This window comes from Streptomyces sp. NRRL F-5123 (assembly GCF_000721495.1).
GTDB lineage: Bacteria > Actinomycetota > Actinomycetes > Streptomycetales > Streptomycetaceae > Actinacidiphila.
The window spans coordinates 56873-78347 of the sequence record NZ_JOHY01000029.1 but is presented as its reverse complement, the minus strand read 5'-3'; the positions used below and the strand labels follow the sequence as shown (position 1 = coordinate 78347).

At 74.8% G+C, this 21475-nt stretch carries 20 protein-coding genes; 8 read left to right on the top strand and 12 right to left on the bottom strand.

Features of this window, described 5'->3' with window-relative positions:
- The 5 genes from IH54_RS0122605 to IH54_RS0122585 all read right to left on the bottom strand — a co-directional run.
- The coding region (locus tag IH54_RS0122605; protein ID WP_031519698.1) for a beta-ketoacyl synthase N-terminal-like domain-containing protein at positions 1-632 on the bottom strand (632 nt) is incomplete at its 3' end.
- A 74-nt stretch (positions 633-706) separates the two neighbouring features.
- Positions 707-1972, bottom strand: coding sequence for a cytochrome P450 (locus tag IH54_RS0122600; protein ID WP_031519696.1), 1266 nt, complete (start codon positions 1970-1972; stop codon positions 707-709).
- 191 nt (positions 1973-2163) lie between these two features.
- A complete protein-coding gene (locus tag IH54_RS0122595) occupies positions 2164-2937 on the bottom strand; it encodes a thioesterase II family protein (RefSeq protein WP_031519694.1) in 774 nt (257 codons plus the stop codon).
- A 38-nt stretch (positions 2938-2975) separates the two neighbouring features.
- On the bottom strand, positions 2976-4574 hold the full coding sequence (locus IH54_RS0122590) for an ABC transporter permease (RefSeq protein WP_031519692.1): 1599 nt from the start codon (positions 4572-4574) through the stop codon (positions 2976-2978).
- Complete coding sequence (locus IH54_RS0122585; RefSeq protein ID WP_031519690.1) at positions 4571-5476, bottom strand: ATP-binding cassette domain-containing protein; 906 nt, start codon at positions 5474-5476, stop codon at positions 4571-4573. The genes IH54_RS0122590 and IH54_RS0122585 overlap by 4 nt, the downstream gene beginning before the upstream one ends.
- Before the next feature lie 104 nt (positions 5477-5580).
- Here IH54_RS0122585 and IH54_RS0122580 point away from each other — a divergent pair, with 104 nt between their 5' ends.
- Together IH54_RS0122580 and IH54_RS41865 are read left to right on the top strand one after the other, a co-directional pair.
- On the top strand, positions 5581-6081 hold the full coding sequence (locus IH54_RS0122580; protein ID WP_031519688.1) for a GbsR/MarR family transcriptional regulator: 501 nt from the start codon (positions 5581-5583) through the stop codon (positions 6079-6081).
- Between the two features lie 227 nt (positions 6082-6308).
- Complete coding sequence (locus tag IH54_RS41865) at positions 6309-6854, top strand: hypothetical protein (RefSeq protein WP_031519686.1); 546 nt, start codon at positions 6309-6311, stop codon at positions 6852-6854.
- A gap of 20 nt (positions 6855-6874) precedes the next feature.
- Here the strand turns inward: IH54_RS41865 and IH54_RS0122570 are convergent, their stop codons facing one another.
- The 7 genes from IH54_RS0122570 to IH54_RS0122540 form a co-directional block, all read right to left on the bottom strand.
- The gene (locus tag IH54_RS0122570) at positions 6875-8197 is read right to left on the bottom strand and encodes an RNA polymerase sigma factor (protein WP_234343708.1); all 1323 of its coding nucleotides are present in this window, start codon (positions 8195-8197) and stop codon (positions 6875-6877) included.
- A gap of 3 nt (positions 8198-8200) precedes the next feature.
- On the bottom strand, positions 8201-8551 hold the full coding sequence (locus IH54_RS0122565; RefSeq protein ID WP_031519681.1) for a YciI family protein: 351 nt from the start codon (positions 8549-8551) through the stop codon (positions 8201-8203).
- A 49-nt stretch (positions 8552-8600) separates the two neighbouring features.
- Positions 8601-9080: a YunG family protein gene (locus tag IH54_RS0122560; RefSeq protein WP_234343706.1), complete on the bottom strand. Its 480-nt coding sequence runs from the start codon at positions 9078-9080 to the stop codon at positions 8601-8603.
- 64 nt (positions 9081-9144) lie between these two features.
- The gene (locus tag IH54_RS0122555) at positions 9145-10332 is read right to left on the bottom strand and encodes an alpha-hydroxy-acid oxidizing protein (RefSeq protein ID WP_031519678.1); all 1188 of its coding nucleotides are present in this window, start codon (positions 10330-10332) and stop codon (positions 9145-9147) included.
- Between the two features lie 39 nt (positions 10333-10371).
- On the bottom strand, positions 10372-10593 hold the full coding sequence (locus IH54_RS0122550; protein WP_234343705.1) for a DUF6381 family protein: 222 nt from the start codon (positions 10591-10593) through the stop codon (positions 10372-10374).
- A gap of 90 nt (positions 10594-10683) precedes the next feature.
- Complete coding sequence (locus tag IH54_RS47755; RefSeq protein ID WP_063762349.1) at positions 10684-13323, bottom strand: FUSC family protein; 2640 nt, start codon at positions 13321-13323, stop codon at positions 10684-10686.
- Positions 13324-13538: 215 nt separating this feature from the next.
- Complete coding sequence (locus tag IH54_RS0122540; protein ID WP_052397746.1) at positions 13539-14288, bottom strand: FadR/GntR family transcriptional regulator; 750 nt, start codon at positions 14286-14288, stop codon at positions 13539-13541.
- 101 nt (positions 14289-14389) lie between these two features.
- Between IH54_RS0122540 and IH54_RS0122535 the strand changes: the two genes are divergently transcribed.
- The 6 genes from IH54_RS0122535 (at position 14390) to IH54_RS0122510 (ending at position 21310) form a co-directional block, all read left to right on the top strand.
- A complete protein-coding gene (locus tag IH54_RS0122535; protein ID WP_078862442.1) occupies positions 14390-15847 on the top strand; it encodes a sialate:H+ symport family MFS transporter in 1458 nt (485 codons plus the stop codon).
- Complete coding sequence (locus IH54_RS0122530; protein WP_031519666.1) at positions 15847-16764, top strand: dihydrodipicolinate synthase family protein; 918 nt, start codon at positions 15847-15849, stop codon at positions 16762-16764. Before IH54_RS0122535 ends, IH54_RS0122530 begins: the two co-directional genes overlap by 1 nt.
- A 301-nt stretch (positions 16765-17065) precedes the next feature.
- On the top strand, positions 17066-18121 hold the full coding sequence (locus IH54_RS0122525; protein WP_031519664.1) for a LacI family DNA-binding transcriptional regulator: 1056 nt from the start codon (positions 17066-17068) through the stop codon (positions 18119-18121).
- Entirely contained in the window at positions 18118-19071 is a 954-nt protein-coding gene (locus IH54_RS0122520; RefSeq protein WP_031519661.1) for a carbohydrate ABC transporter permease, read from the top strand. Before IH54_RS0122525 ends, IH54_RS0122520 begins: the two co-directional genes overlap by 4 nt.
- A gap of 83 nt (positions 19072-19154) precedes the next feature.
- Positions 19155-19988 (top strand): carbohydrate ABC transporter permease, encoded by an 834-nt coding sequence (locus IH54_RS0122515; RefSeq protein WP_199923444.1) that lies wholly within the window; start codon positions 19155-19157, stop codon positions 19986-19988.
- A complete protein-coding gene (locus IH54_RS0122510) occupies positions 19988-21310 on the top strand; it encodes an ABC transporter substrate-binding protein (RefSeq protein WP_031519656.1) in 1323 nt (440 codons plus the stop codon). Before IH54_RS0122515 ends, IH54_RS0122510 begins: the two co-directional genes overlap by 1 nt.
- Positions 21311-21475: the final 165 nt, after the last annotated feature.

Here is a 21475-nt window from a genome sequence, read left to right as displayed (position 1 = left end):
AACGACGAAGAACACCCCGTATCCACCGTCACCGCAGGACCCTCAAGACCCAGCACATACGACACCCGCCCCGACACCACACACCCCAAATTCCCGGTGGCGGCATAGCCTTCGACCTCGTTCTGGGCCATGGCGGTGAGCACGACGTACTCCTGCGACGTCACCCCGGCCCAGACGCCCGTGTCACTGCCGACGAGGCCGCGCGGGTCGATCCCGGCGTGCTCGAAGGTCTCCCAGGCGACCTCGAGCAGCTGACGCTGCTGCGGGTCCATCGCGAGCGCCTCGCGCGGCGAGATGCCGAAGAAGCCGGCGTCGAAGCCGGCCGCGCCGTGCAGGAAGCCGCCCTGCCGGGTGTAGCTGGTGCCGGGGCGGTCCGGGTCGGCGTCGAAGAGGGAGTCCAGGTCCCAGCCGCGGTCGGTCGGGAAGGCGGTCAGGCCCTCGGAACCGGAGGCCACCAGATTCCACAGGTCGTCCGGACCGCTCACCCCGCCGGGGAAGCGGCAGGCCATGCCGACGATCGCGACCGGCTCGGGCAGGGCGGACTCGGCCTCGCTCAACCGCCTGCGGGTGTCGCGCAGTTCGGCCGTCACCCACTTCAGGTGGTCGAGCAGCCGCTCCTCGTCCTTCGCCATCCCTGGGCTCTCCTCTCGCTGCGGAACTCGGCGTGTCTCGGCTCGTCTCGGGTCCTCGCGGAGCCGCGAAGGGGTCAGAACGTGCAGTCGAGCCGCTTGTAGCCCTCGATGAAGCTCGACGCGAGCCGGCTGGGCTCCCCCGTGGCGCGGATCTCCGGGAGCGCGGTGAGCAGTTCGCGGTAGAGGGCTGCGATCTCGATACGGGCGAGGTGGGCGCCGAGGCAGAAGTGCGGGCCCGGCGCGCCGAAGGAGAGCTGCGGGTTGGGGTCCCGGGTGATGTCGAAGCGGTAGGGGTCGGCGAAGACCTTCTCGTCGTGGTTGGCGGACCAGTAGAGCAGGAAGATCTGGTCGCCCTCGCGGAAGCGGTGGCCGTTCATGTCGCAGTCGCGGGTGGCGGTCCTGCGCATCCAGTTGATGGGGGTGGCCACCCGGAGGATCTCCTCGACGGCGTTCTTCGCGTGCGCCTCGAAGTCCGACACCAGCAGGGCCCGCTGCCCGGGGTGCTCGGTCAGCAGCACCAGGGCCCGGGAGATGGCGTTGCGGGTCGTCTCCATACCGGCGTTGACCAGCAGGATGAAGAAGGAGACCAGCTCCTGGCCGGTCAGCTGCTCGCCGTCCTCCTGCACTTGGACGAGCCGGGTGATGACGTCGGCGCGCGGGTGGGCGAGGCGGTCCTCGCGGAGCCCGGCGATGTAGTCGCCGAGGTCCCGGGAGGCGCCGAGCACGGCGGCGGCGGCCTCCTCGGGGCTGGCGACGAACTCCGGGTCGAGGGCGCCCATGATGGTGCTGGTGCGCTCGAAGAGGAATTCGTAGTCGTCCGGCGGGATGCCCATCATGGTGCTGAGCACGGCGATCGGCATGTCGGCGGCGACGGGGCGGACGAAGTCGCCGGGTCCGCGCTCGACGAGTTCGGCGACGAGCCGGCGGGCCACCTCGTGGGACATGGCCTCGAAGGCGGGGGCCATGTTGCGGCCGAACGACCGGGACACGATGCGCCGCAACCGTGCGTGCTCCGGGTTGTCCATGGTGATCATGGAGCCGTAGAACTCGCCCAGCTCCGGGCCGACCATGCCGGTGGCGCCCTCCGAGGAGAAGTCCTGCGGGCGGCGGCTGACCTCGAGGACGTCGGCGTGCTTCGCGAGCGCGTAGTAGCCGCGTCCCATGGGCCCCCACGGCAGGCGCGGCGGCACGAACTCCGGGCCTGGCTGCGCGCGCAGCCGCTCGAAGACCTCCGCGCGCTCCTCGTGCGGCCGCAGCCAGAACGACGGATCGAGGAAGTCGGGCGCGGGGGCGGTGCCGGACGCGCCGGAGGAGGGGAACCTGGCTTCCGTCGGGGACACAGTGCCTCGATTCACGTGTGGGACGGCTGCGAACACCGGTCCGCGCCAGTCTCACAACGGCCCCTTAAGCAGTGCTTTCCGGCGCCCGCCCGGCCTTTGCGCAGGTACGCGGACGCCCGGCAGGGGTGCTCCCCTGCCGGGCGTCGTCGTGCGTACGGTGCGGCCGTGCGGCGGCGGATCCGTCCCCGGTGTCAGCCGGCTGCCGTCTCCCGCAGCGCGGTGCGGATCGCCTCGGCCACCTCCGCGCGCCGCTCGTCGACGAAGAAGTGGCCGCCGCGGAAGGTCAGCAGGTCGCACCCGGCCTCGGTGTGGTCCGCCCAGGCGGCGGCCTCGTCCAGCGTGGTGTGCGGGTCGTCGGTGCCGGTGAGCACCGTCACCGGGCAGGACAGCGCGAAGCCCGGCTCCTCGCGGTAGGTCTCGATGGCCTTGTAGTCGCTGCGGGTCGGGCCCAGCGCCATCTGGACGATCTCCGGGTCGGCGAGCATCCGCTCGTCGGTGCCGCCCAGCATCCGCAGCTCGTCCAGCACGCCCGCGTCGTCCCGCAGATGGACCGTGCCGGGACGCAGCCGCGAGGGGGCGCGCCGCCCGGACGCGAAGAGCCGCACCGGCTGCGGCCCGCCGTCCTTGCTCAGCCGGCGCGCCACCTCGTACGCCACGATCGCGCCCATGCTGTGTCCGAAGAAGGCGTAGGGGCGGTCGCGCCACCCCGTCGAGGCCGCGGTGAAGGCGGCCGCCAGCTCGTCGATCGACTCGGCGCCCGGTTCGCTTCGCCGGTCCTGGCGCCCGGGGTACTGCACGGCCAGCACCTCGACGCCGGGGGCGAGCAGCGCGGAGAGCTTGTGGAAGGCGGTGGCGGACCCGCCGGCGTGCGGGAAGCAGACCAGCCGGGGGCCGCCCCGGTCGGACGGGTGGTAGCGGCGGACCCACGGGTCGTGGTCCAGCACGTCGGCGGCAGAGGTGCTCATCGGGTTCGACTCCTGGAGGCGGGCGGCCGGCTGCGCGGTCAGGCGAGCAGGTCGCGGCGGCGGAAGGCGGCGAGCGAGACGCCGAGGCCGGCGAGGGCAAGTGCCCCCATGACGACCAGCGGCGTGGCCTCGAACGGCGATCCGGGCAGCTTGGGCACCTGGCTGAAGGGCGAGACGTCCATGAGGTAGTGACCGGCCTTCAGGGACGGCCCGACCAGGGTGACGAAGGCGAAGATGCCGTACAGGCCCCAGCTCACCGCGGTGAGGCGGGGGTAGGCGGCCAGCAGCAGGACGGCGACGGCGCCGACCGCGAGCACGGCCGGGAGCTGGGCGAAGGCGGCGCCGAGCATGCTGCCCAGGCCGTGCCCGAGGCGGTGCGCGCTCAGCCCGTAGGACAGACCGGTGCCCAGCCCCGCGGCGGCGAGGACGGCGGTGGCACCGCCGGCCGCGATCACCACGTGGCTGATCACCCAGCGGGCGCGGCCGACCGTGCCGGAGAAGACCAGCTCGATCCGGCCGTCGGCCTCCTCGGCCCGGGCCCGGGTGAGCACGCTGAGCGCGAGGGCTGCCGCCATGATCCCGAACGTACCCATGAGCGCGGCGAGATACGCGTCCTGGAGATCCTGCGTGCCGCCGAGTTCCGTCATGAGCTTGCGCACGCTCGCGCCGCCTGCGAGGACGTCGACGTTCTTGACGAAGGAGCCGGTCACGAGCGCGCCCGCCAGCACGCCGCCGGTCCAGCCCAGGACCGTGCCGCGGTGCAGCCGCCAGGCCAGGCCGAAGGCGCCGCGGGTGGCGGCGCCCGCGCGGGCCGGACCGGGCCGGGCGGCGACCAGGCCCGCGCCGTAGTCGCGCCGCTCCAGCAGCCGCAGCGCCACCACCACCAGCGCGGTGGCGGCCACGGCGGGCAGCGCGAGCACCCACCAGCGGTCCCCGGCGTAGGGGCGCACCTGCTGCGCCCAGCCGATCGGCGACAGCCAGCGCACCCATGTCACCGAGTCGTCGGTGTCGCCGACCGCGCGCAGCAGGAAGAAGAAGGCCAGCAGCGCGAGCGCGGAGCCGGTCGCGGTGCGTGCGGACTCGAAGACCTGCGCGGTGACGGCGGCGACCCCGGCGAAGACGATGCCCGCTCCGGCGACGGCCAGGCCCAGCGCGAAGGCGCCGGCCACCGGCAGCCCGAGGATGGGCAGCACCGCGCCGATGCACACCCCCACGGTGAGGTCCATCGAGACGGCGAGCTGGAGCGCCGCGGTGAGCGGCGCCGTACGGTCCACGACCCCGGCGGCGACCAGCTCCTGGCGGCCGGTCTGCTCGTCGGCGCGGGTGTGCCGGACGACGAGCACGACCGACATCACGGCGGCGGCGACGGCGGCCACGACGCCCAGACGCCACGCGGTGAGGGCGCCGAGCGAGGTGCCGTTGACCGCGCCGTACAGCGGGGCCGCCCCGGAGGCGCCCCGGATGCCGTCGACGAAGGTGCGCCGGGACTCCGCGTCGGGGAAGAGGTCCCTGAGGCTGTACGCGGTGGAGAAGGAGCTGCCGATCAGCGCGTCGGCCCAGACCGCGAGCAGCAGGCGGTCGCGCCGGGAGGCGAGCTTGACCAGCTCGGCCGTGCCTGCGGGGGCGCCGCGGCTCATCGCTTGCCCTCCGTGCCCGAGTAGTAGCGCAGGAACAGCTCGTCGAGCGTCGGCGGCCGGCTGACGAGCGAGCGCACCCCGGCGTCGGTGACCAGCCGCAGCACCTTCTCCAACACGTCCGCGTCGACCTGGCAGCGCAACTGCAGTCCGTCCGCCTCCAGTTCGTGCACCCCGGTGACGGCGTCGAGCCCGGCGACCGGGCGGCTGACGGTCGCGATGATGGTGGTGCGCGACAGGTGGCGCAGCTCGTCGAGCGTGCCGGTGTCGACGCGGCGGCCCTGCCGGACGATGGAGACCCGGTCGCACAGCCGCTCGACCTCGGCCAGGATGTGGCTGGAGAGCAGGACGGTGCCGCCCTGCGCGGTGAACTCGGCGACGCAGTCGCCGAACACCGCCTCCATGAGCGGGTCGAGGCCGGAGGTCGGCTCGTCCAGGATGAGCAGGTCGGCGTTGCAGGCCAGGGCGGCTATCAGGGCGACCTTCTGCCGGTTGCCCTTGGAGTAGGCGCGGCCCTTCTTCTTCGGGTCCAGCTCGAACCGCTCCACCAGGGCGTCGCGCCGGGCGGTGTCCAGGCCGCCGTACATCGAGCCGAGCAGGTCGATGGTCTCGCCGCCCGTCAGGCCGGGCCACAGGCTGACGTCGCCGGGGACGTAGGCGAGCCGGCGGTGCAGCTCCGTCGCGTCGCGCCAGGGGTCGCCGCCGAAGAGGGTGGCGGTGCCGCCGTCGGCGCGCAGCAGTCCGAGCAGGATGCGGATGGTGGTCGACTTCCCCGCCCCGTTGGGCCCGAGCAGTCCGTGGACCTCGCCCTGGGCCACCGTCAGGTCGAGTCCGTCGAGGGCGACGGCCTGCCTGAACTGCTTGCGTAATCCTGATGCGTTGATCACGTCGTTGTTTCCGTTCACGAAACAACAGTATCGGCATCTTCACAGAGTTGTGAAGTTTCATGACACAATGCATACGCGGGTGCGCGGTTCCGGCGCACGGGTCCGGGAGGGGATGGTGGGTCGTGTCCGTCGGACGGGACGAGGAGGACACGCGCCGTTTCGTCGAGCAGACGGCCGTGCTGTTCGCCGACCTGGGCGTCCCCAGGATGAGCGCACGGGTGCTGATGACGCTCATGGCCTCGGAGGAGCGCGGCCTGACGGCGGGCCGGCTCGCGGAGCTGCTGGCGGTGAGCCCGGCGGCCATCTCCGGAGCGGTCCGCTACCTGGCCCAGGTCGGCCTCGTCGGGCGGGAGTCGGTGCCCGGTTCGCGCAGCGACCTGTACGTGCTGCCCGACGACACCTGGTACGCCGCCGCGGTCACCAAGCAGGGCATGTTCACCCGCATCATCGCCGCGACCGAGCGCGGTACGTGGGCGCTGGGCGGCCCGGGCACGAGAGCGGGGGCGCGGATCGCGGAGATGCGGGACTTCTTCGGCTTCGCCCAGCAGGAGATGGCCGACGTGCTGGACCGGTGGAAGGCCCTGCGGGCGCGGAGCCTGCCGCCCGTGCCGCGGCAGGGCTGACCGCGCCCGCCGCCGTGGGGGCGGCGGGCGCGGTCGGCGGTTTTCGCGCGCCGGCGGACGCCCCGGGGCGCAGTACGCGCGCCGGCGGACGTAGTCGGCGGGGGGAATCGAAGACGTGCGCGGAGCGGCGCCAGCGCGTTCGGGCCGGGCGCCGGGGGTGCCTTGACGCAGCGTCAGTGGGCCCGCGAGCCTTGGGGTACGTTCCGGCGGACGAGAGGCTGTACGGCATGGGCTGGATCGACGAGAGCGGGCGCCACGAGGGCTTCGTGGCCGCGGTGCTGGCGGACGGCGGCGAGCCGGGCCCGCAGCCGGACGGCACCCTCATGCCGTGGTGGTCGTACAACGGCGCCGACGGGCCGCGGGCTGTGGCCGTCAAGGGCGCGTGCGCCTGCGGCTGGCGGGGCAGCGCCGCGCACCCGGTGGACTTCGGCGACGACGAGGCGACCGAGGCCTACGAGGGCGACACCGGACCCTACGCGGACTGGGAGCGGCACACCGCGGCGGCCGAGGGCCTGATCCCGCGGGACGTCGAGCAGCTGCTCGGCACGCTCCAGCGGCGCATCGACGAGCTGTCCGAGCGGCAGCAGCTCACCGCGCTGCGGGTGGCGGCCCGGGTGGAGGGCCTGGCCCCGATGTGGAGCGCCGCGGCGGCCCAGGCGGCCCACCGCGGGCTGGTGACCTGGGAGGCGATCGGCGCCCCGTTCGGCCTGAGCGGCGACACGGCCCGCGTCCGCTTCACCTCGATCCCGGGCTCGTCGGACTCGCTGGACTGACCGCCGGGCGCGCGCGGCCTTCACGTCCCGGTGCCGCTCGCCAGGGCGGCGATGCGGGTACGGAGGAAGTCGCGCTCGGCCGCGTTGGCGGTGGTGCGCAGGGCCGCCTCGTACGCGGACGCGGCCTGCGCGGTGCGGCCCAAGCGGTGCAGGAACTCGCCGCGGGCGACGGCCGCGTAGGGGTAGTCGGCCAGCTGCGGTTCGGCCGCGAGGGCGTCGAGGGCGGCCAGGCCCGCGGCCGGGCCCCGGGCGAAGCCGAGGGCGACAGCGCGGTTGAGGGCCGCCACCGGCGTGGGGCGGCGGCGCAGCAGCAGGTCGTACAGGCCGACGATCTCCGGCCAGTCGGTGTCCTCCCACGTCGGTGCCTCGGCGTGCACGGCCGCGATCGCCGCCCGCAGCGCGAAGGGCCCGGGCGGGCGGCGGCGCAGGGCGCGGCGCAGCAGGGCCTGGCCCTCGGCGATGGCCGCACGGTCCCACCGGGTGCGGTCCTGCTCGGCGAGCAGCACCGGGCGGCCCGCGGTGTCGACGCGGGTCTCCCGGCGGGCGTCGGTCAGCAGGATGAGCGCCCGCAGGCCCGCGACCTCGGCGTCCCCCGGCAGCAGCCCGCCGAGCATGGCGGCCAGCTCGGCGGCCCGCGCGAGCAGGTCGGTACGCAGCAGCTCGGGCCCGCCGGGGGCGACGTGGCCGGTGGTGAAGACCAGGTCCACCACCGTGAGCACCGCGTCGATCCGCTCGGGCAGCTCCTCGGAGTCGGGTATCCGGTACGGGATCCCGGCGGCGGCGATCTTCTTCTTCGCCCGGGTGATGCGCGCGGCCATGGTCGTCTCGGTGACCAGGAACGCGCGGGCGATCTCGGCGGTGGTCAGGCCGCACACCAGCCGCAGCGTCAGCGCGACCTGGGCCTGGAGTGCCAGGGCGGGGTGGCAGCAGGTGAAGACCAGCCGCAGCCGCTCGTCGGGGATGTCGGCGCCGTCCGCGGGCCCGCCCACCGCCTCGTCGTCGGCCAGCAGCGGCAGCGCGGTGCGCAGGAACGCGGCGCGGCGGACGACGTCCACGGCCCGGTTGCGGGCCGCGGTCGTCAGCCACGCGGCGGGGCGGTCCGGCACCCCGGAGGACTCCCAGGCGACCAGCGCCCTGGCGTACGCGTCCTGCACGCACTCCTCGGCCAGGTCCAGGTCGCGGGTGACGCGGACCGTCGCGGCGAGCACGAAGGCCCACTGCGCGCGGTGCGCCGCGGCGACGGCGCGGGCCGCGGCGGACTCCCCCGAGCACCCCGCCGCGCCCTGCGCCGTCCGTTCCGCCTCCGGCTGCCCGGCCGCCATGGTCGTCCCCTGCCTGCTCACCGGTCAGTACAGCGGGCGGACCTCGACGGCCGCCTCGCCGGGCCGCCCGAAGTAGGGCAGCCGCTTGGCGACGGCGAGCGCCGCGTCCAGGTCGGGGACGTCGACGATGTAGTAGCCGCCCAGGGCCTCCTTGGTCTCGGCGTAGGGGCCGTCGGTCACCAGGTGGCCGCCCGCGCCGTCCTCGCGCACCACCGTCGCCGTCGACGTCGGCTTGAGGTGCTCGCCGGAGACGACCACGTCCTTGTGCTCCTCGTTGAAGGCCCGGTGCCCTTCGTCGAGCGCCCGCAGCGCGGCCTCGCCCGCCGTCTCGGCGTATTCCTCGTTGTCGTGGATGAGCAGCAGGTAGCGCGCCATGGCTCCCGTCCTTCCTGTCCCGGCTCCCGGGCCGCACCGCGCGGCCCGGTCACCTCTGGTGGCTTTCCGTCCCTTCGACGAACGGGGACGCCCCGGAATCGACACCCGCGGCGGCGGATCCGCCGCCGGGCGCGGGCAGCGGGCCGCCCAGGTGGCCGGCGACACGCTCGCGCAGCCGTATGTACTCCTCCCAGCGGCGCGGCAGCGGCCCGGGCGGCCGGACGACCCGGCGGGCGCCCGTGACGCGCTGCCCGCGGCGGAACTGCTCCTTGGTGACGTCGATCTGCAGGCCGCTGGGCAGGGCGTTCCACCAGTGGTAGCCCTGCCGGTCACCCGCGAGGTCGACCTCGCCGACCACCAGGTCACCGCCGAGGAGGTCGTGGACGAGCAGCGCGCTGATGTCGCAGTGCCCCCACGCCGGGTTGCCGGGCGACCACGCCTCCCGTGCGACGTCGTCGGGCGAGCAGGTGTCGGCGGCCCAGGACGCGCGCAGCGCCCGGTCGAGGTCCAGCAGGCTCAGTACGGTCATGCGGGCAGCGTCCCACGCACCACTGACAATGCCCGCCGACGCACCGTCCGCGCAGGTCACAAGGTCAGGGCAGGGCGCGCAGGGCGGCGGGCGTGAGGTCGGCGAGGGTCGGGTAGCCGTCCACGGCCATGATCAGGTCGGCCTCGGCCAGCACCGTCCTCAGGACGTGCACGATGCCGTCCGTACCGCCGAGCGCGCAGCCGTACGCGTACGGGCGGCCGAGGCCCACCGCGGCGGCCCCGAGCGCGAGCGCCTTGACCACGTCGGCGCCGGAGCGCACCCCGGAGTCGAAGAGCACGGGCAGGCCGTCCACCGCCGCGACCACGTCGGGCAGCACCGTCAGCGCGGGCAGGCCGCCGTTGGCCTGGCGGCCGCCGTGGTTGGAGACGTGGACGCCGTCCACGCCGCCGTCCCGGGCTCGGCGGGCGTCGTCGGGGTGGCAGATGCCCTTGACGACCAGTGGCAGCGAGGTGATCGAGCGCAGCCAGCCCAGGTCGTCCCAGGTCAGCGGGTTGCCGAAGAGCTGTGTCCAGAGCAGGACGGCGCCCTGCGGGTCGTCGCGCGGGTCCTTGCCGAGCAGCCGCCGGAAGACCGGGTCGGTGAGGTAGTTGGCGAGGCAGTGGCCGCGCAGCTGCGGGAAATTGCCGGTGGCGAGGTCGCGCGGGCGCCAGCCGGTGACCCAGGTGTCGAGGGTGACGGCGATCGCCGCGTAACCGGCCTGCTCGGCCCGGCGGACGAGGCTCTCGGCGAGGTCGCGGTCGGTGGGCGTGTAGAGCTGGAAGATGCCCGGCGTCCCGCCCAGCTCCGCGGCGACGTCCTCCAGCGGGTCCACCGACAGCGTCGAGGCCATCATCGGCACGCCGGTGCGGGCCGCGGCGCGCGCGGCGGCGAGGTCGCCGCGGCCGTCCTGCGCGCACAGCCCGAGCACCCCGATCGGCGCCATGAACAGCGGCGCGGGCCACGTCCTGCCGAACAGCTCCACGGACAGGTCCCGGCTGCTCGCGCCGACGAGCATCCGCGGGTAGAGGCCCCAGCGCGCGAAGGCCTCGGTGTTCGCGCGCTGCGTCGCCTCGTCGCCCGCGCCCCCGGCGACGTACGACCACACCGACGGCGGCAGCGCGGCGGCCGCGCGCCGCTCCAGCTCCGCGTACGCCATCGGCAGTTCCGGCAGCACACCGCCGAGGGCGCGCAGGTAGATGTCGTTCTGGTAGTTCCCGAACGCGGGCTGCGGGGGCGGCGGCTGGGCGCTCATATGGTGTTGTCCTCGCGGTCGGGCGGCAGTGCGGGCCGGCTACTGCGCGGGGTAGATGTCCCCGGCGGCCATCATGCTCTCCTGATCGCTGTCCGATTCCAACTGCCTGGCCTGCTCCTCCAGCCGGCCGCGCTCGGCGGCGTCCGCCGCGTGCGCCGCGTCGTCCTCCAGCCGGTGGGCCTGCTCCCGCAGCTGCTCGACGTGGCGGTGGGAGGCTTCCTGCCCGGTCATGGCCTGCTGCGTCGTACCCTGCTCCGTCATGGCGGGACCTCGCTCCGGTGGGGTGTCCTCGCCTTCCAGCGAACCAGGCTCCGCGCCGCGCGGCCACCCAGGTCCCCCTTCCGGCGCACGTCAGGCGAGGGTGCGCGGCCGGGACCGGGTGCGGGTGGCGGCCACGGCGAGGGAGGACTGCAGGCGGCGCGCGGCGGCGAGGTGGTCGCCGGTCCAGACGATGCGGACCGCCGTGGCGGTGGCCCGGCCCTGGTCGTCGCGCAGGTCACGGCGTACGGCGGCGGCGAGCCGGGCGTCGGCGGCGGGGTCGTCGGGCTGCGGCTCGGGGACGGGCTCGCCGCCCCGGATGCCGGCGGCCAGGCCGTGGTACCACGCGGAGACCCCGTCCGCGGCGGACAGCAGCTCGGCACGGGCCGCGGCCCGCTCCGCCTCGGTGTGCGGGTCGCCGGCCCGCTGCCAGAGCCCGAGCACCGCGTCCGCGGCGAGCCGCAGCCCGACCACGCCCGTGACCAGCGCGGTCATCTCGGCGAGCGGTAGGGGCTTGGGCCCGCGTTCGGCCAGGTAGCCGCGGAAGGCGTCGTCCAGCCGCCGGGCCGCGGCGGCGGCCTGCCGCCCGGCGGCGAGCGGCGCGGCGGCGGGTTCGGGACCGGCGGAGCAGCAGCCGACCGCGTAGTCGACCGCGTCCGCCAGGTAGTCGGCGCTGTCCCGGTAGGCCGTCGCCATGGTCTTGTCGACCTCCGCCGCCGCGCCCCGCGGCCAGAAGAGCACCCCGACGACGAGGCTCACCGCACAGCCGATGGCGATGTCCTCGACGCGGAAGAGGCCGACGCGCCAGCTGGGGACCTGCCCGATGTTGAAGAGGATCACCAGCGTGACGGTGAAGGCCGCCTGGCCCGCGGCGAAGGAGATCACGGCGGGCGCGACGCCGGCCAGCAGCACGGCGACCGGCAGCAGGTACCAGAGCCGGACCCCGTCGTGCCCGATGAGCTGCAGCAGCCCGGCGCCGATCACCGAGCCGGCGACGGTCCCGGCGAGGCCGCGCACCGCGTTCTGCCCGGTGTTCAGGGCGTTGGAGCGCAGTACGGAGAGCGCGCCGAGCACGACCCAGAAGGCGTGCTGGACGCTCGCCACGTCGGTGATCGCGACGGCGAGGGCCAGCCCGGCGGCGCCGCGCACGCTGTTGTGCAGCCACACCGAGTGCGCGGAGAAGTGCGCCGCGGCCCGCTCCCGGGCGGCCTCCGGCGCGGACGGCAGCCCGCGGGGCGCCCGCCCCAGCAGCCGGTCGGCCCAGCCGCGCCGCTCCGCGGCCGCGGCCAGCTCGACGTTGGCGGCGATCTGCAGCACCGCGAAGCTCAGCTCCTGCGCCCGGAAGGACGCGTCGAGGGCCCCGAGGAAGGCGGCGACGTCAGCACCGCCCGCACCGGACCCGGCCCCCGTCGGCCCTCCCTCCGCACCGCCGGAACCGAACCCCGCCCGCCCGCCGCAGGACCCGGCCCCCGGCTCCCCGGCAGCCGGGCGCTCCCCGGGCCCGCGCGTGGCGGGCCCGTCCGCGGTGGCGTCCGGGCCGAACGCGTGCCTGCCCCGGGCGCCGGGTGCGGCCCCCTCCCGTCCGGCTCCCCCGGCGGCGTCCGGCTCCGCGGCCTGCTGCTCACCGTCCGCCGCTGCCCGCTCCCGGCCGTCGCCACCCGCCGAGCCGCCCGGCCGCCCGGGGTCGCCGTCCCGCTGCCGGCCCGGCAAGCGGCTCGTCGCGTCCCGTTCCAGCGTCTCCAGCGCCGCACGCAGCCGGTCGGCGGCGGTGCGCAGGGGCGTCGGGTCGGCGGTACGGGAGGTGAGGAGGTCGACGGCGCGCTCCAGGGTGTCGGCGGCGGCGAGCCGGACCCGGCAGGGGGCCGCGGCGCGGCCGCGGGTGGCGTCCTGGGGAGTGCCGCCGTGGGCGACGATCGCGGTGAGCCAGGTCAGCTCGTCGACCAGCCGCACCAGCGCGCGGCCCCCCGTGGACAGGCCGGTCGGCCGGTAAGGCGTGCTGTCGAAGGCGCGGCGCAGCCGGTTCTCGGCCTCGGTGACGTCGGTGGTGGCCTGCGCGCAGCGGGCGTCGTCGGGCGGTTCCGGGCCGAGCACCAGCGCCGCGTCGACCCGCAGCCGGGCGGCCACGGCCCGGCACACGGCGACGGCGGGCCCGGTCAGCGGGTCGGTCGCCGGGCGCGGCCACAGCAGCGCGGCTGCGAGCATCGACGCGCCCGCGGCGAGCCCCGCCCCGGACAGCCGGTCGGGCAGCGCGGAGAGCGGGGCGCGCAGCGACACCGGCAGGATGAAGCCGAGCAGCAGCGCGGTCGTGGCACCGGCCAGCGTGGAGCTGACGATGCCGCAGAAGAGCGCCGCGAAGCCGACCACCGCCATGGACGCGACCCCGAGCCAGGTGACCCGGGAGACCGCCGTGCCCCAGCAGATCAGCACCGCCCAGGTCACGGCGAGCGCGGCCATGGCCCGCAGCCGGCGCGGCACGGGGCCGTCGAAGTCGACGAGCAGCAGCATCGCGAAGGCCCCGAAGGCGGCGAAGCTGGCCATCTCGCGCGAGCCGATCACCTGGCTGCACAGCGCGAAGAGCCCCGGCATGACAATGGCGCCGCGTCCCGCCCGGCGGGTGGCGGCCAGGCCCGGGTCTCGCTTGCGCAGCCAGGCCAGGGCCCGCGGGGGCAGCCCTGCGGGGCCGGGACCGGTGCCGCGGTCGCCGTCCGCCGTGCCGCGGCTCGTGGTCTCCATACGGGCGTGCCTCTCCGTTCCACGGGGGCGGCGCCCGGACCCGGGCCACCGCCGGCGTCGAGTATCGCCGCTGGGCGGGCCGCCCGGGGGCAGCGCGCCGCGCGCCGCGCGCACCGCCCGTACGCCCCGGGGGGGGTCGAGCCGCGCGAACGCGCCGCGCCCGTAGCGCCCGGTGGACCGGGCCGACCGGTTCCGCCGACGCGCCGGGGCGGGTGTCAGCCGGACGTCGGGCGGGGCGTGCCGGTCCAGCGGTCGAAGCGGCCGGTGATGTCGGCGAAGTGCTCGGCGATCCGGGCGGCGGCCGCGTCCGGGTCGCGGGCGGCGACGGCCTCCAGGACGCGGCGGTGCTGGCCCACCACCTGGCCGTGGGCGGTGTGCGGTTTGCCGACCTCGCTCTCGACCTGCCGGTAGACGTCCCAGAAGAGCGCGATGAGCTGGAGCACCAGGGCGTTGCCGAGCGGTTCGTAGAGCAGTTCGTGGAAGCGGCGGTCGTGTCCGGCGCGGCCCGCGTCGCCGTCGGCCTCCAGCGCGTCGAGTTCGGCGCGCAGCCGGTCGAGGTCGGCGTCGTCCAGTTCCAGCGCCGAGCGGCGGATGAGGCCGGACTCCAGCAGCGCGCGGACCTCGACGATGTCCAGCAGCCCGCGCGGGTTGTCGCGGCGCACCGCCAGCCGGGTGTGGAAGAGCAGGCCGGGGGCGAGGGAGCGCAGTTGCGCGGTGCCGACGTAGGTACCGTAGCCGTGCCGGATGTCGACGATGCCGAGCGCCTGGAGGCCCTTGAGTGCCTCACGCACCGAGTTCCTGCTGACACCCAGAGTGCGCATGAGTTCCGGTTCCGGCGGCAGCACCTCGCCCGGGTCGAGGTCCAACTCCACGATCAGGTCGATCAGTTGGTCCTGCACGCTGGGCCGGCGCGGGCGGTCGGCGAGGGTGGCCGCCACCTCGGGGGGCTTGCGCTGAGCTGACATGCGGCCTACGTTACCGCCACGCGTAGGACGTCGGACGTCCTACGTCCCATGAGTCCAGAAGCGACTCCGACGACGACCCCGGCTCCCGAGGATGCGAGCACATGAGCAGTACATACGACGCCGCGCCCCCGCTGCGCTGGCGCGCCGAACTCTCCCGGCGGGACTGGAGAGCCTTCTCGGCCGCATGGCTCGGCTACGCCATGGACGGCTTCGACTTCGGACTGATCTCCCTCGTCCTGACCGAGATCGCGCACGACTTCCACCTGTCCGGCGTGACCGCCGCGACGCTGGTGTCGGCCGCGTTCGTCTCCCGCTGGTTCGGCGGCCTGGCCATCGGCGCGCTCGGCGACCGCTTCGGCCGCCGCCCCGCGATGGTGCTGAGCATCGCGCTGTACGCGGTCGGCTCGGTGCTGTGCGGCTTCTCGTGGAACTACTGGTCGCTGTTCGCCTTCCGGATGGTCGTCGGGCTGGGCATGGCGGGCGAGTACAGCGCGAGCGCCACGTACATCATCGAGAGCTGGCCGCGCCGGATGCGCAACACCGCCAGCGGCATGCTGCTGTCCGGCTACCCGCTGGGCGGGGTGCTGGCCGCCAAGACGTACGCGTGGGTGGTGCCGCACACCAGCTGGCGGGTGCTGTTCTGGATCGGCATCCTCCCGGTCTTCCTCGCGATCTGGCTGCGCCGCAGGCTGCCGGAGGCGGAGGAGTGGCAGCGCTCCAAGGACGCGGGCGAGCGCCCGGTCAGCGCCACCGCGCTGCTCTTCGCGCGCGGCAGCCGATGGTGGACGGTCCCGGTGTGCCTGGTCGCCGCAGTCGCGCTGCTGGTGGTGCTGCGCAACCAGTCGATGGCCGTCACGCTGCTGCTGGTCGCGGTGATCGCGGCCTGCTTCGTGGCGCTCGCGGTGCGCTTCGCGCAGCGGCTGTGGCCGGTCGTGGTGGGGCTGATGGTCACCGTCTTCTGCGCCTTCCTCTACTCCTGGCCGCTCCAGTCGCTGCTGCCGACGTATCTGAAGAACGACCTGCACTACGACCCCGGGCAGGTCTCCGACGCGCTGCTGTACGCGGGCTTCGGCTACGCGGTCGGCTCGGTCGTCAGCGGCTACCTCGGCGACCGGTTCGGCACCCGGCGGGCCTACGTGGGGATGCTGGTCGTCTCACTGGCCTTCGTCTACCCGGTCTTCGCCCTCGGCGAAGGGCACACCGTGGCCCTGTGGGTGCTGCTGTTCCTGCTGGTCGGCACCAGCCAGGGCGCCTCGGGCGTACTGCCCAGCTACATCAGCTCGCACTACCCGGTCGGCATGCGCGCCGCCGCACTCGGGTTCAGCTACAACGTGGGCGCGCTCGGCGGCGCCGCGGCGCCGGTCCTGGGCGAGAAGATCGCCGGGCCGCTGGGGCTCGGCACCGCGCTGGCCGTGCTCGGCGCCGCCCTGACCGCCGTCGTGGTGCTGCTGGTCGGCTTCGACGTACCGGCGCGCGTGCAGCGCGCCGCCGACCGGCGGCACGCCGCGACAGCAGGAGAATCCGCAGCAGTCGAACCACCGGCAAGTGAGAAGGTCTGATGTTCCACGGAGTCGTCCCTCCCCTGTGCACCCCGCTGACCGAGGACGGGGAGGTGGACACCGCCTCGCTGGAACGCCTCACCGGCTTCCTGCTGGACGCGGGCGTGCACGGCCTGTTCGTCGGCGGGTCCACCGGCGAGATCGCCCAGTTGACGGACGCGGCGCGGGACACCACGCTGCGCACGGTCGTCGGCGTCGCCGCCGGGCAGGTCCCGGTGCTGGCCGGCGCGATCGACACGGGCACCCTGCGGGTGCTCGACCACGCCCGCCGCGCCCAGGCGCTGGGCGCGGCCGCGGTCGTCGTCACCGCGCCGTTCTACGTGGGTGTCGGCGAGAGCGAGGTCAGAGCGCACTACGAGCTGCTGCACCGGCGGCTCGAACTGCCCGTCGTCGCCTACGACATCCCCTCCAACGTGCACACGAAGCTCTCCCCGGCGCTGCTCGGCGAGCTGGCCCAGACCAAGGTGATCACCGCGGTCAAGGACTCGTCGGGGGACCTGGAGTCCTTCCAGCGTGTGCTCGACGGCGCGGCCGGCAGCGGTGCGGGCGTGCTGACCGGGTCGGAGACGCTCGCCGACCTCGCGATGGCCCGCGGCGCCGACGGCATCGTGCCGGGCCTGGGCAATGTCGATCCGCACGGCTACGTGCGCCTCTACGACGCCGCGCGGGCCGGGGACACCGCCGCGGCCGCGGCCGAACAGCGGCGGCTGACCGCGCTGTTCGGGATCGTCGAGGTCGCCGACCGGTCCCGGATCGGCCGGATGTCGGGCGCGCTCGGCGCCTTCAAGGCCGCGCTCGCCGCCCGCGGGGTCATCCGCCACGCGTACACCCAGGCACCGCTGCTGCCGCTGACGAAGGCCGAGGCGCGCGCGGTCGCCGACCGTCTCGAAGCCGCCGGGCTCGGCCCGGCCGACTGACCGGGTGGCGGTCCCGCCGACCGACCGGGTGAGGGGCGGTCCGCCGCCCCTCACCTGCGGCTTTCCCGTCCGTCCCGGGCCCGCCGCGGACAAGATTCGTCGAACCCCTCCCCCCGCGCCGTGATTCAGGTCACAATTGACTGATCGTCAACGAAACCTCCGCGCAACATGCGGGGGCCTCCCCTTCTCCCGAGGGGCCTGACGAAGGATCACTCTGTAAACGTTTACAGCACGTTCGCAGACCACCGACGCGCGATCACCGGCGCGCTCCCGCCCGACGGCACAGTGAGGGGACGAGACCATGACCACTTCCGGCGGACCGCCCACGGTGGAGACCATCGCCGCGCGGGCAGGCGTGTCCATCGCCTCCGTCTCGCGCGTGCTCAACGGCCACGGGGCCCGGCCCGCGACGGTGCGGCGGGTCGAGCAGGCCGCGGCCGAACTGGGCTACGTGGCCAACGGCGTGGCGAGATCCCTCAAGGGCGGCCGGACCCGGCAGCTCACCTTCGCGATGCCCGACGTCGGCAACCCGGCGTACATCTCGATGGTCCGGCAGATACAGGCGGTGGCCAAGCCGCTGGGCTACCGGCTGTTACTGCACTCCACCGACGCCGTCGCCGAGGACGAGCTGGACGTGGTGCGCAGCCTGGCCGACCGCACGAGCGACGGGCTGATCCTGTGCCCCATCCGGGTGACCGACGCGCACCGCGAGGTGCTCGCCGCGGCCGCCCGCCCGGTGGTGGTCATCGGCTCGCTGCCCGACCCGGCGGCGGTGGACAGCGTACGGGCCGACTCCGTCCTCGGCGCCGTGCTCGCGGTGCGCCACCTGCTGGAGCGCGGGCGGCGCCGGATCGGCTTCGTGGGCGGCCCCGCCGACACCGTGCCCGGCCGCAACCGCAGGGTCGGCTACGAAACGGCGCTTCGCGAGGCGGGCCTCGCACCCGACCCCGCCCTCACCGTCACCACCGAGTTCGGCATCGAGGCAGGCGCCCGGGCCGCCCACCGGCTGCTGGACGCCCGCTCCGGGCCGGACGGCGTGCTGTGCGCCAACGACCAGCTCGCCCTCGGCACCGCGCACGCCGCCCACGACCGCGGGCTGCGCATACCCGAGGACCTCGCGGTGGCCGGGATGGACGACAGCGAGCTGGCCCGGGCCGGCCGCCCGGCGCTCACCAGCGTCGACCTCGGTTCGGCCGAACGCGGGCGGCTGGCCGCGCAGATGCTGGTCTCGCGGCTGGAGGGCGGCCGCCACCCGGTGCGGTGCGCGACCGTGCCGCCGCGGCTGGTGGTCCGCGCCTCGACGGGCGGCGCACCGGCTCCCCGCACCACCGCCGTCGCCGCGGGGAGCGCGTCATGACCGCCGTCGCCGCCGAGGCGCCGCGCCCGGGAGCCGGCACTCCCCCACCGCGGACGGCGCTCGCCCGCCGCCGGATGCTGGGCCTGGACCGGGACGCCTGGTTCCTGCTGCTGCCCGCGCTGATCCCGGTCGTGGTCCTGAGCGTGGTCCCGCTCTGCTACGGCATCGCGCTGGCCTTCACCGACGCGCAGTCCGGCGTGACGCGCTCGACGTCCTTCACCGGCCTGGACAACCTCGCCGACCTGCGGCTGGACTCGCTCTTCTGGGAGTCCTTCCGGATCGGTCTGGTCTGGGCGGTGTGCGTGACCGCCCTCCAGCTCGCGCTGGGGCTGGGCCTGGCCCTGCTGCTGAACCAGAACCTGCGCTTCCGCTGGCTGGCCCGCACCCTCGCGCTGGTGCCGTGGGCCATGCCGGAGATCGTCGTCGGCATCATGTGGCGGCTGGTGTACAACCCGGACGCCGGCGTCCTCAACAACACCCTGCGCCACCTGCATCTGACGTCCGGCCACACCGACTGGCTCTCCAGCCTGTCCCTCGCCCTCCCCGCGGTCGTCGTGGTGGGCGTGTGGATGGGCATGCCGCAGACCACCGTGGTGCTGCTCGCCGGGCTGCAGAACGTCCCCGTGGAGCTGCACGAGGCGGCGGGCATCGACGGGGCGGGCCTGTGGCGCCGCTTCACCACCGTCACCTGGCCGACGCTGCGCCCCGTCGTGCTGTCGATCACCGCGCTCAACTTCATCTGGAACTTCAACGCCTTCGGCCTGGTCTTCGTGCTGACCGGCGGCGGCCCCGGCGGCAAGACCCGGCTGCCGATGCTCTTCGCCTACGAGGAGGCCTTCCGCTACGGCCAGTACGGCTACGCGGCGGCCATGGGCCTGGCGATGACCGCGGTGATCGCGGTGCTGCTGGCCGTCTTCCTGCGCAACCGGCTGAAGGAGGCCGACCAGTGAGCGCCGCCGCCACCCCCGCCGCCCCCGCGGACGACCGCGGAGCCGACGCCGTACCCGTGCCCGCTCCCGAGCCGCGCCGCCGGGTGCTGCGCCGCCGCGCGGGCCGCACCGGGCAGTACGCAGCGCTGCTGTGCTACCTGGTCTTCCTCGCCTTCCCGCTGCTGTGGCTGCTGTCCACGGCCTTCAAGTCGCCGCGCGAGCTGGGCTCGGTCGACCCGACGTGGCTGCCGCGGCACCCCACGCTGGACAACTTCCGGACCGCGCTGGACGAGCAGCCGCTGCTGCACGCCGCCCTCAACAGCCTGCTCGTGGCGGGCGCGGCCGCGGTGGTCTCGGTCGCCGTCGCGGTGCCCGCGGCGTACGCGATGGTGCGCTTCCGCGGTGCCGTCAGCCGGGCGGGGACGGGCTGGATCCTGGTCAGCCAGATGTTCCCGCTGGTGCTGGTCATCATCCCGTTGTTCATGGTGCTCAAAAATCTGCGGCTGATCGACTCCCGGCCCGGTCTGGCCGTCGTTTACGTGGTGTGGACGCTGCCCTTCGTGCTGTGGATGCTGCAGAGCTACGTCAGAGCCGTGCCGGTGACGCTGGAGGAGGCCGCCGCGATCGACGGCTGCGGCCGCTGGCGCACACTGCGCAGCGTGGTGCTGCCGCTGCTGGCGCCCGGCCTGGTGGCGACGCTGATGTTCGCGTTCGTCACCGCGTGGAACGAGTTCTTCTTCGCCCTGGTCCTGCTCAAGACGCCGGAGAAGCAGACGATGTCCGTGATCCTGACCCACTTCACCGGTGCGGAGGGCGCCGCGGACCTCGGGCCGCTCGCCGCCGCCGCACTGCTGGCCACCCTGCCGAGCCTGGTCTTCTTCGCACTGCTGCAGAAGCGCCTGGTCGGCGGCATGCTCTCCGGGGCGGTGAAGGGCTGATGCGGCGCCGGACACTGCTCGGCGGCGCCGCCGCGGCCGCCGCCTCCGCCACGGGCGGCCCGCTGCTGGCCGCGTGCGGCTCGTCCGCCGGGTCGGGGAAGCCGACGCTGGACTTCCTGTCGCTGGCCTGGCAGGAGGAGTCGGTCAAGGCCAACAAGGCCCTGGTGGACCAGTGGAACGCCACCGGGCCCGAGGTACGGGTCCGCTACGTCCAGGGCAGCTGGGACGATGTCCACGACCAGCTGCTGACCTCCTTCGAGGGCGGCGCGGCCCCCGACGTCATCCACGACGAGGGCAACGACCTCACCGACTTCGGCTCCGGCGGCTACCTCGCCGACCTCACCCCGCTGCTGCCCGCGTCCGCCCTCGCCCGCATCCCCTCCGCCGTGTGGGACATGGCCCGCTTCGGCGGCGGGCTGTACGGGGTGCCCTTCCTCCAGGAGCCGCGCGTGATCGTCGCCGACCGCGCGCGGCTGGTCGCGGCGGGCGTACGGCTGCCGGACGCCGCCGCGCCCTGGACGTGGCAGGAGTTCGAGGACATCACGCGCGAACTGTCGCACCGCGGCGGCGGCTCGGCCGAGCGCTACGGCGTGGCCTGGCCGATGAGTTCACCGGTGAGCGTGACGCTGAACCTCGCGCTCACCACCGGCGGGCGGATCCTCTACGCGCGGCCCGGCGGCCGTACGGACGTGGCGCTGGACGCGGCCGACTCCGTCTTCCCCGAGCTGGTGCGCCGCCAGGTCCACGACGACCGCTCGGCCCCGGCGAGCGCGCTCGGCATGAGCGGCGGGGACGCGCTGCCCGGCTTCTTCGCCGGACGGTACGCGATGCTGCCGCTCAACCTCTCCTACCGGCAGCAGATACAGCAGCAGGCGCCCAAGGGCTTCGACTGGGTGACGCTGCCGCTGCCGGTGGGCGCCGGGGCGCCGGACGGCGGGCGCGCGCAAGGGGTCAGTCCGCAGACGCTGTCGGTGTCCCGGAGCTGCAAGCACAAGGAGGCCGCCGCCGCCTTCATCGACTTCATGACGCAGACCCCGCATCTGGTGCAGCTGGCGCGCGGCGACTGGATGGCCCCCACCGGCAGCGACGCGCTGCGCGACCCGTCGCTCACCACGGACGCGCTCGGCTGGCGTACGGGCATGGCCGTCGCCGCGCACCTGGTGGCGTCCCCGGCGCTGGGGCGGCGCGGCTACCCGGAGTGGTCGGACAAGGTCGCCACGCCCGCGCTCCAGCAGTTCTACAGCGGTGCCATCGGCCTGGACGGGCTGCGCGACAAGCTGGTGCGCGACGGCAAGCGCGTCTTCGACCGCTACCGCGCCTGAGGTCCTGCCCGCCGCGGAGCCGTGCCGGTCCGGCGACGCCCGTCCGGACGGCCCGGCTCCGCTCCCGGGAGCGGCAACCCCCGACGCGGGCGGGCGCATCCGCCCCCGAGCACGACCCCGGCCGGCACGAACGGCCCCGACGCGAACCGCCCCGCCACGGAAGGA

Coding starts and splice junctions, on each gene's coding strand:
- IH54_RS0122595 (WP_031519694.1), bottom strand. CDS start 2,937: ATGAGCACCTCTGCCGCCGACGTGCTGGACCACGACCCGTGGGTCCGC.
- IH54_RS0122590 (WP_031519692.1), bottom strand. CDS start 4,574: ATGAGCCGCGGCGCCCCCGCAGGCACGGCCGAGCTGGTCAAGCTCGCC.
- IH54_RS41865 (WP_031519686.1), top strand. CDS start 6,309: ATGGGCTGGATCGACGAGAGCGGGCGCCACGAGGGCTTCGTGGCCGCG.
- IH54_RS0122565 (WP_031519681.1), bottom strand. CDS start 8,551: ATGGCGCGCTACCTGCTGCTCATCCACGACAACGAGGAATACGCCGAG.
- IH54_RS0122560 (WP_234343706.1), bottom strand. CDS start 9,080: ATGACCGTACTGAGCCTGCTGGACCTCGACCGGGCGCTGCGCGCGTCC.
- IH54_RS0122555 (WP_031519678.1), bottom strand. CDS start 10,332: ATGAGCGCCCAGCCGCCGCCCCCGCAGCCCGCGTTCGGGAACTACCAG.
- IH54_RS0122550 (WP_234343705.1), bottom strand. CDS start 10,593: ATGACGGAGCAGGGTACGACGCAGCAGGCCATGACCGGGCAGGAAGCC.
- IH54_RS47755 (WP_063762349.1), bottom strand. CDS start 13,323: ATGGAGACCACGAGCCGCGGCACGGCGGACGGCGACCGCGGCACCGGT.
- IH54_RS0122540 (WP_052397746.1), bottom strand. CDS start 14,288: ATGTCAGCTCAGCGCAAGCCCCCCGAGGTGGCGGCCACCCTCGCCGAC.
- IH54_RS0122535 (WP_078862442.1), top strand. CDS start 14,390: ATGAGCAGTACATACGACGCCGCGCCCCCGCTGCGCTGGCGCGCCGAA.
- IH54_RS0122530 (WP_031519666.1), top strand. CDS start 15,847: ATGTTCCACGGAGTCGTCCCTCCCCTGTGCACCCCGCTGACCGAGGAC.
- IH54_RS0122525 (WP_031519664.1), top strand. CDS start 17,066: ATGACCACTTCCGGCGGACCGCCCACGGTGGAGACCATCGCCGCGCGG.
- IH54_RS0122520 (WP_031519661.1), top strand. CDS start 18,118: ATGACCGCCGTCGCCGCCGAGGCGCCGCGCCCGGGAGCCGGCACTCCC.
- IH54_RS0122510 (WP_031519656.1), top strand. CDS start 19,988: ATGCGGCGCCGGACACTGCTCGGCGGCGCCGCCGCGGCCGCCGCCTCC.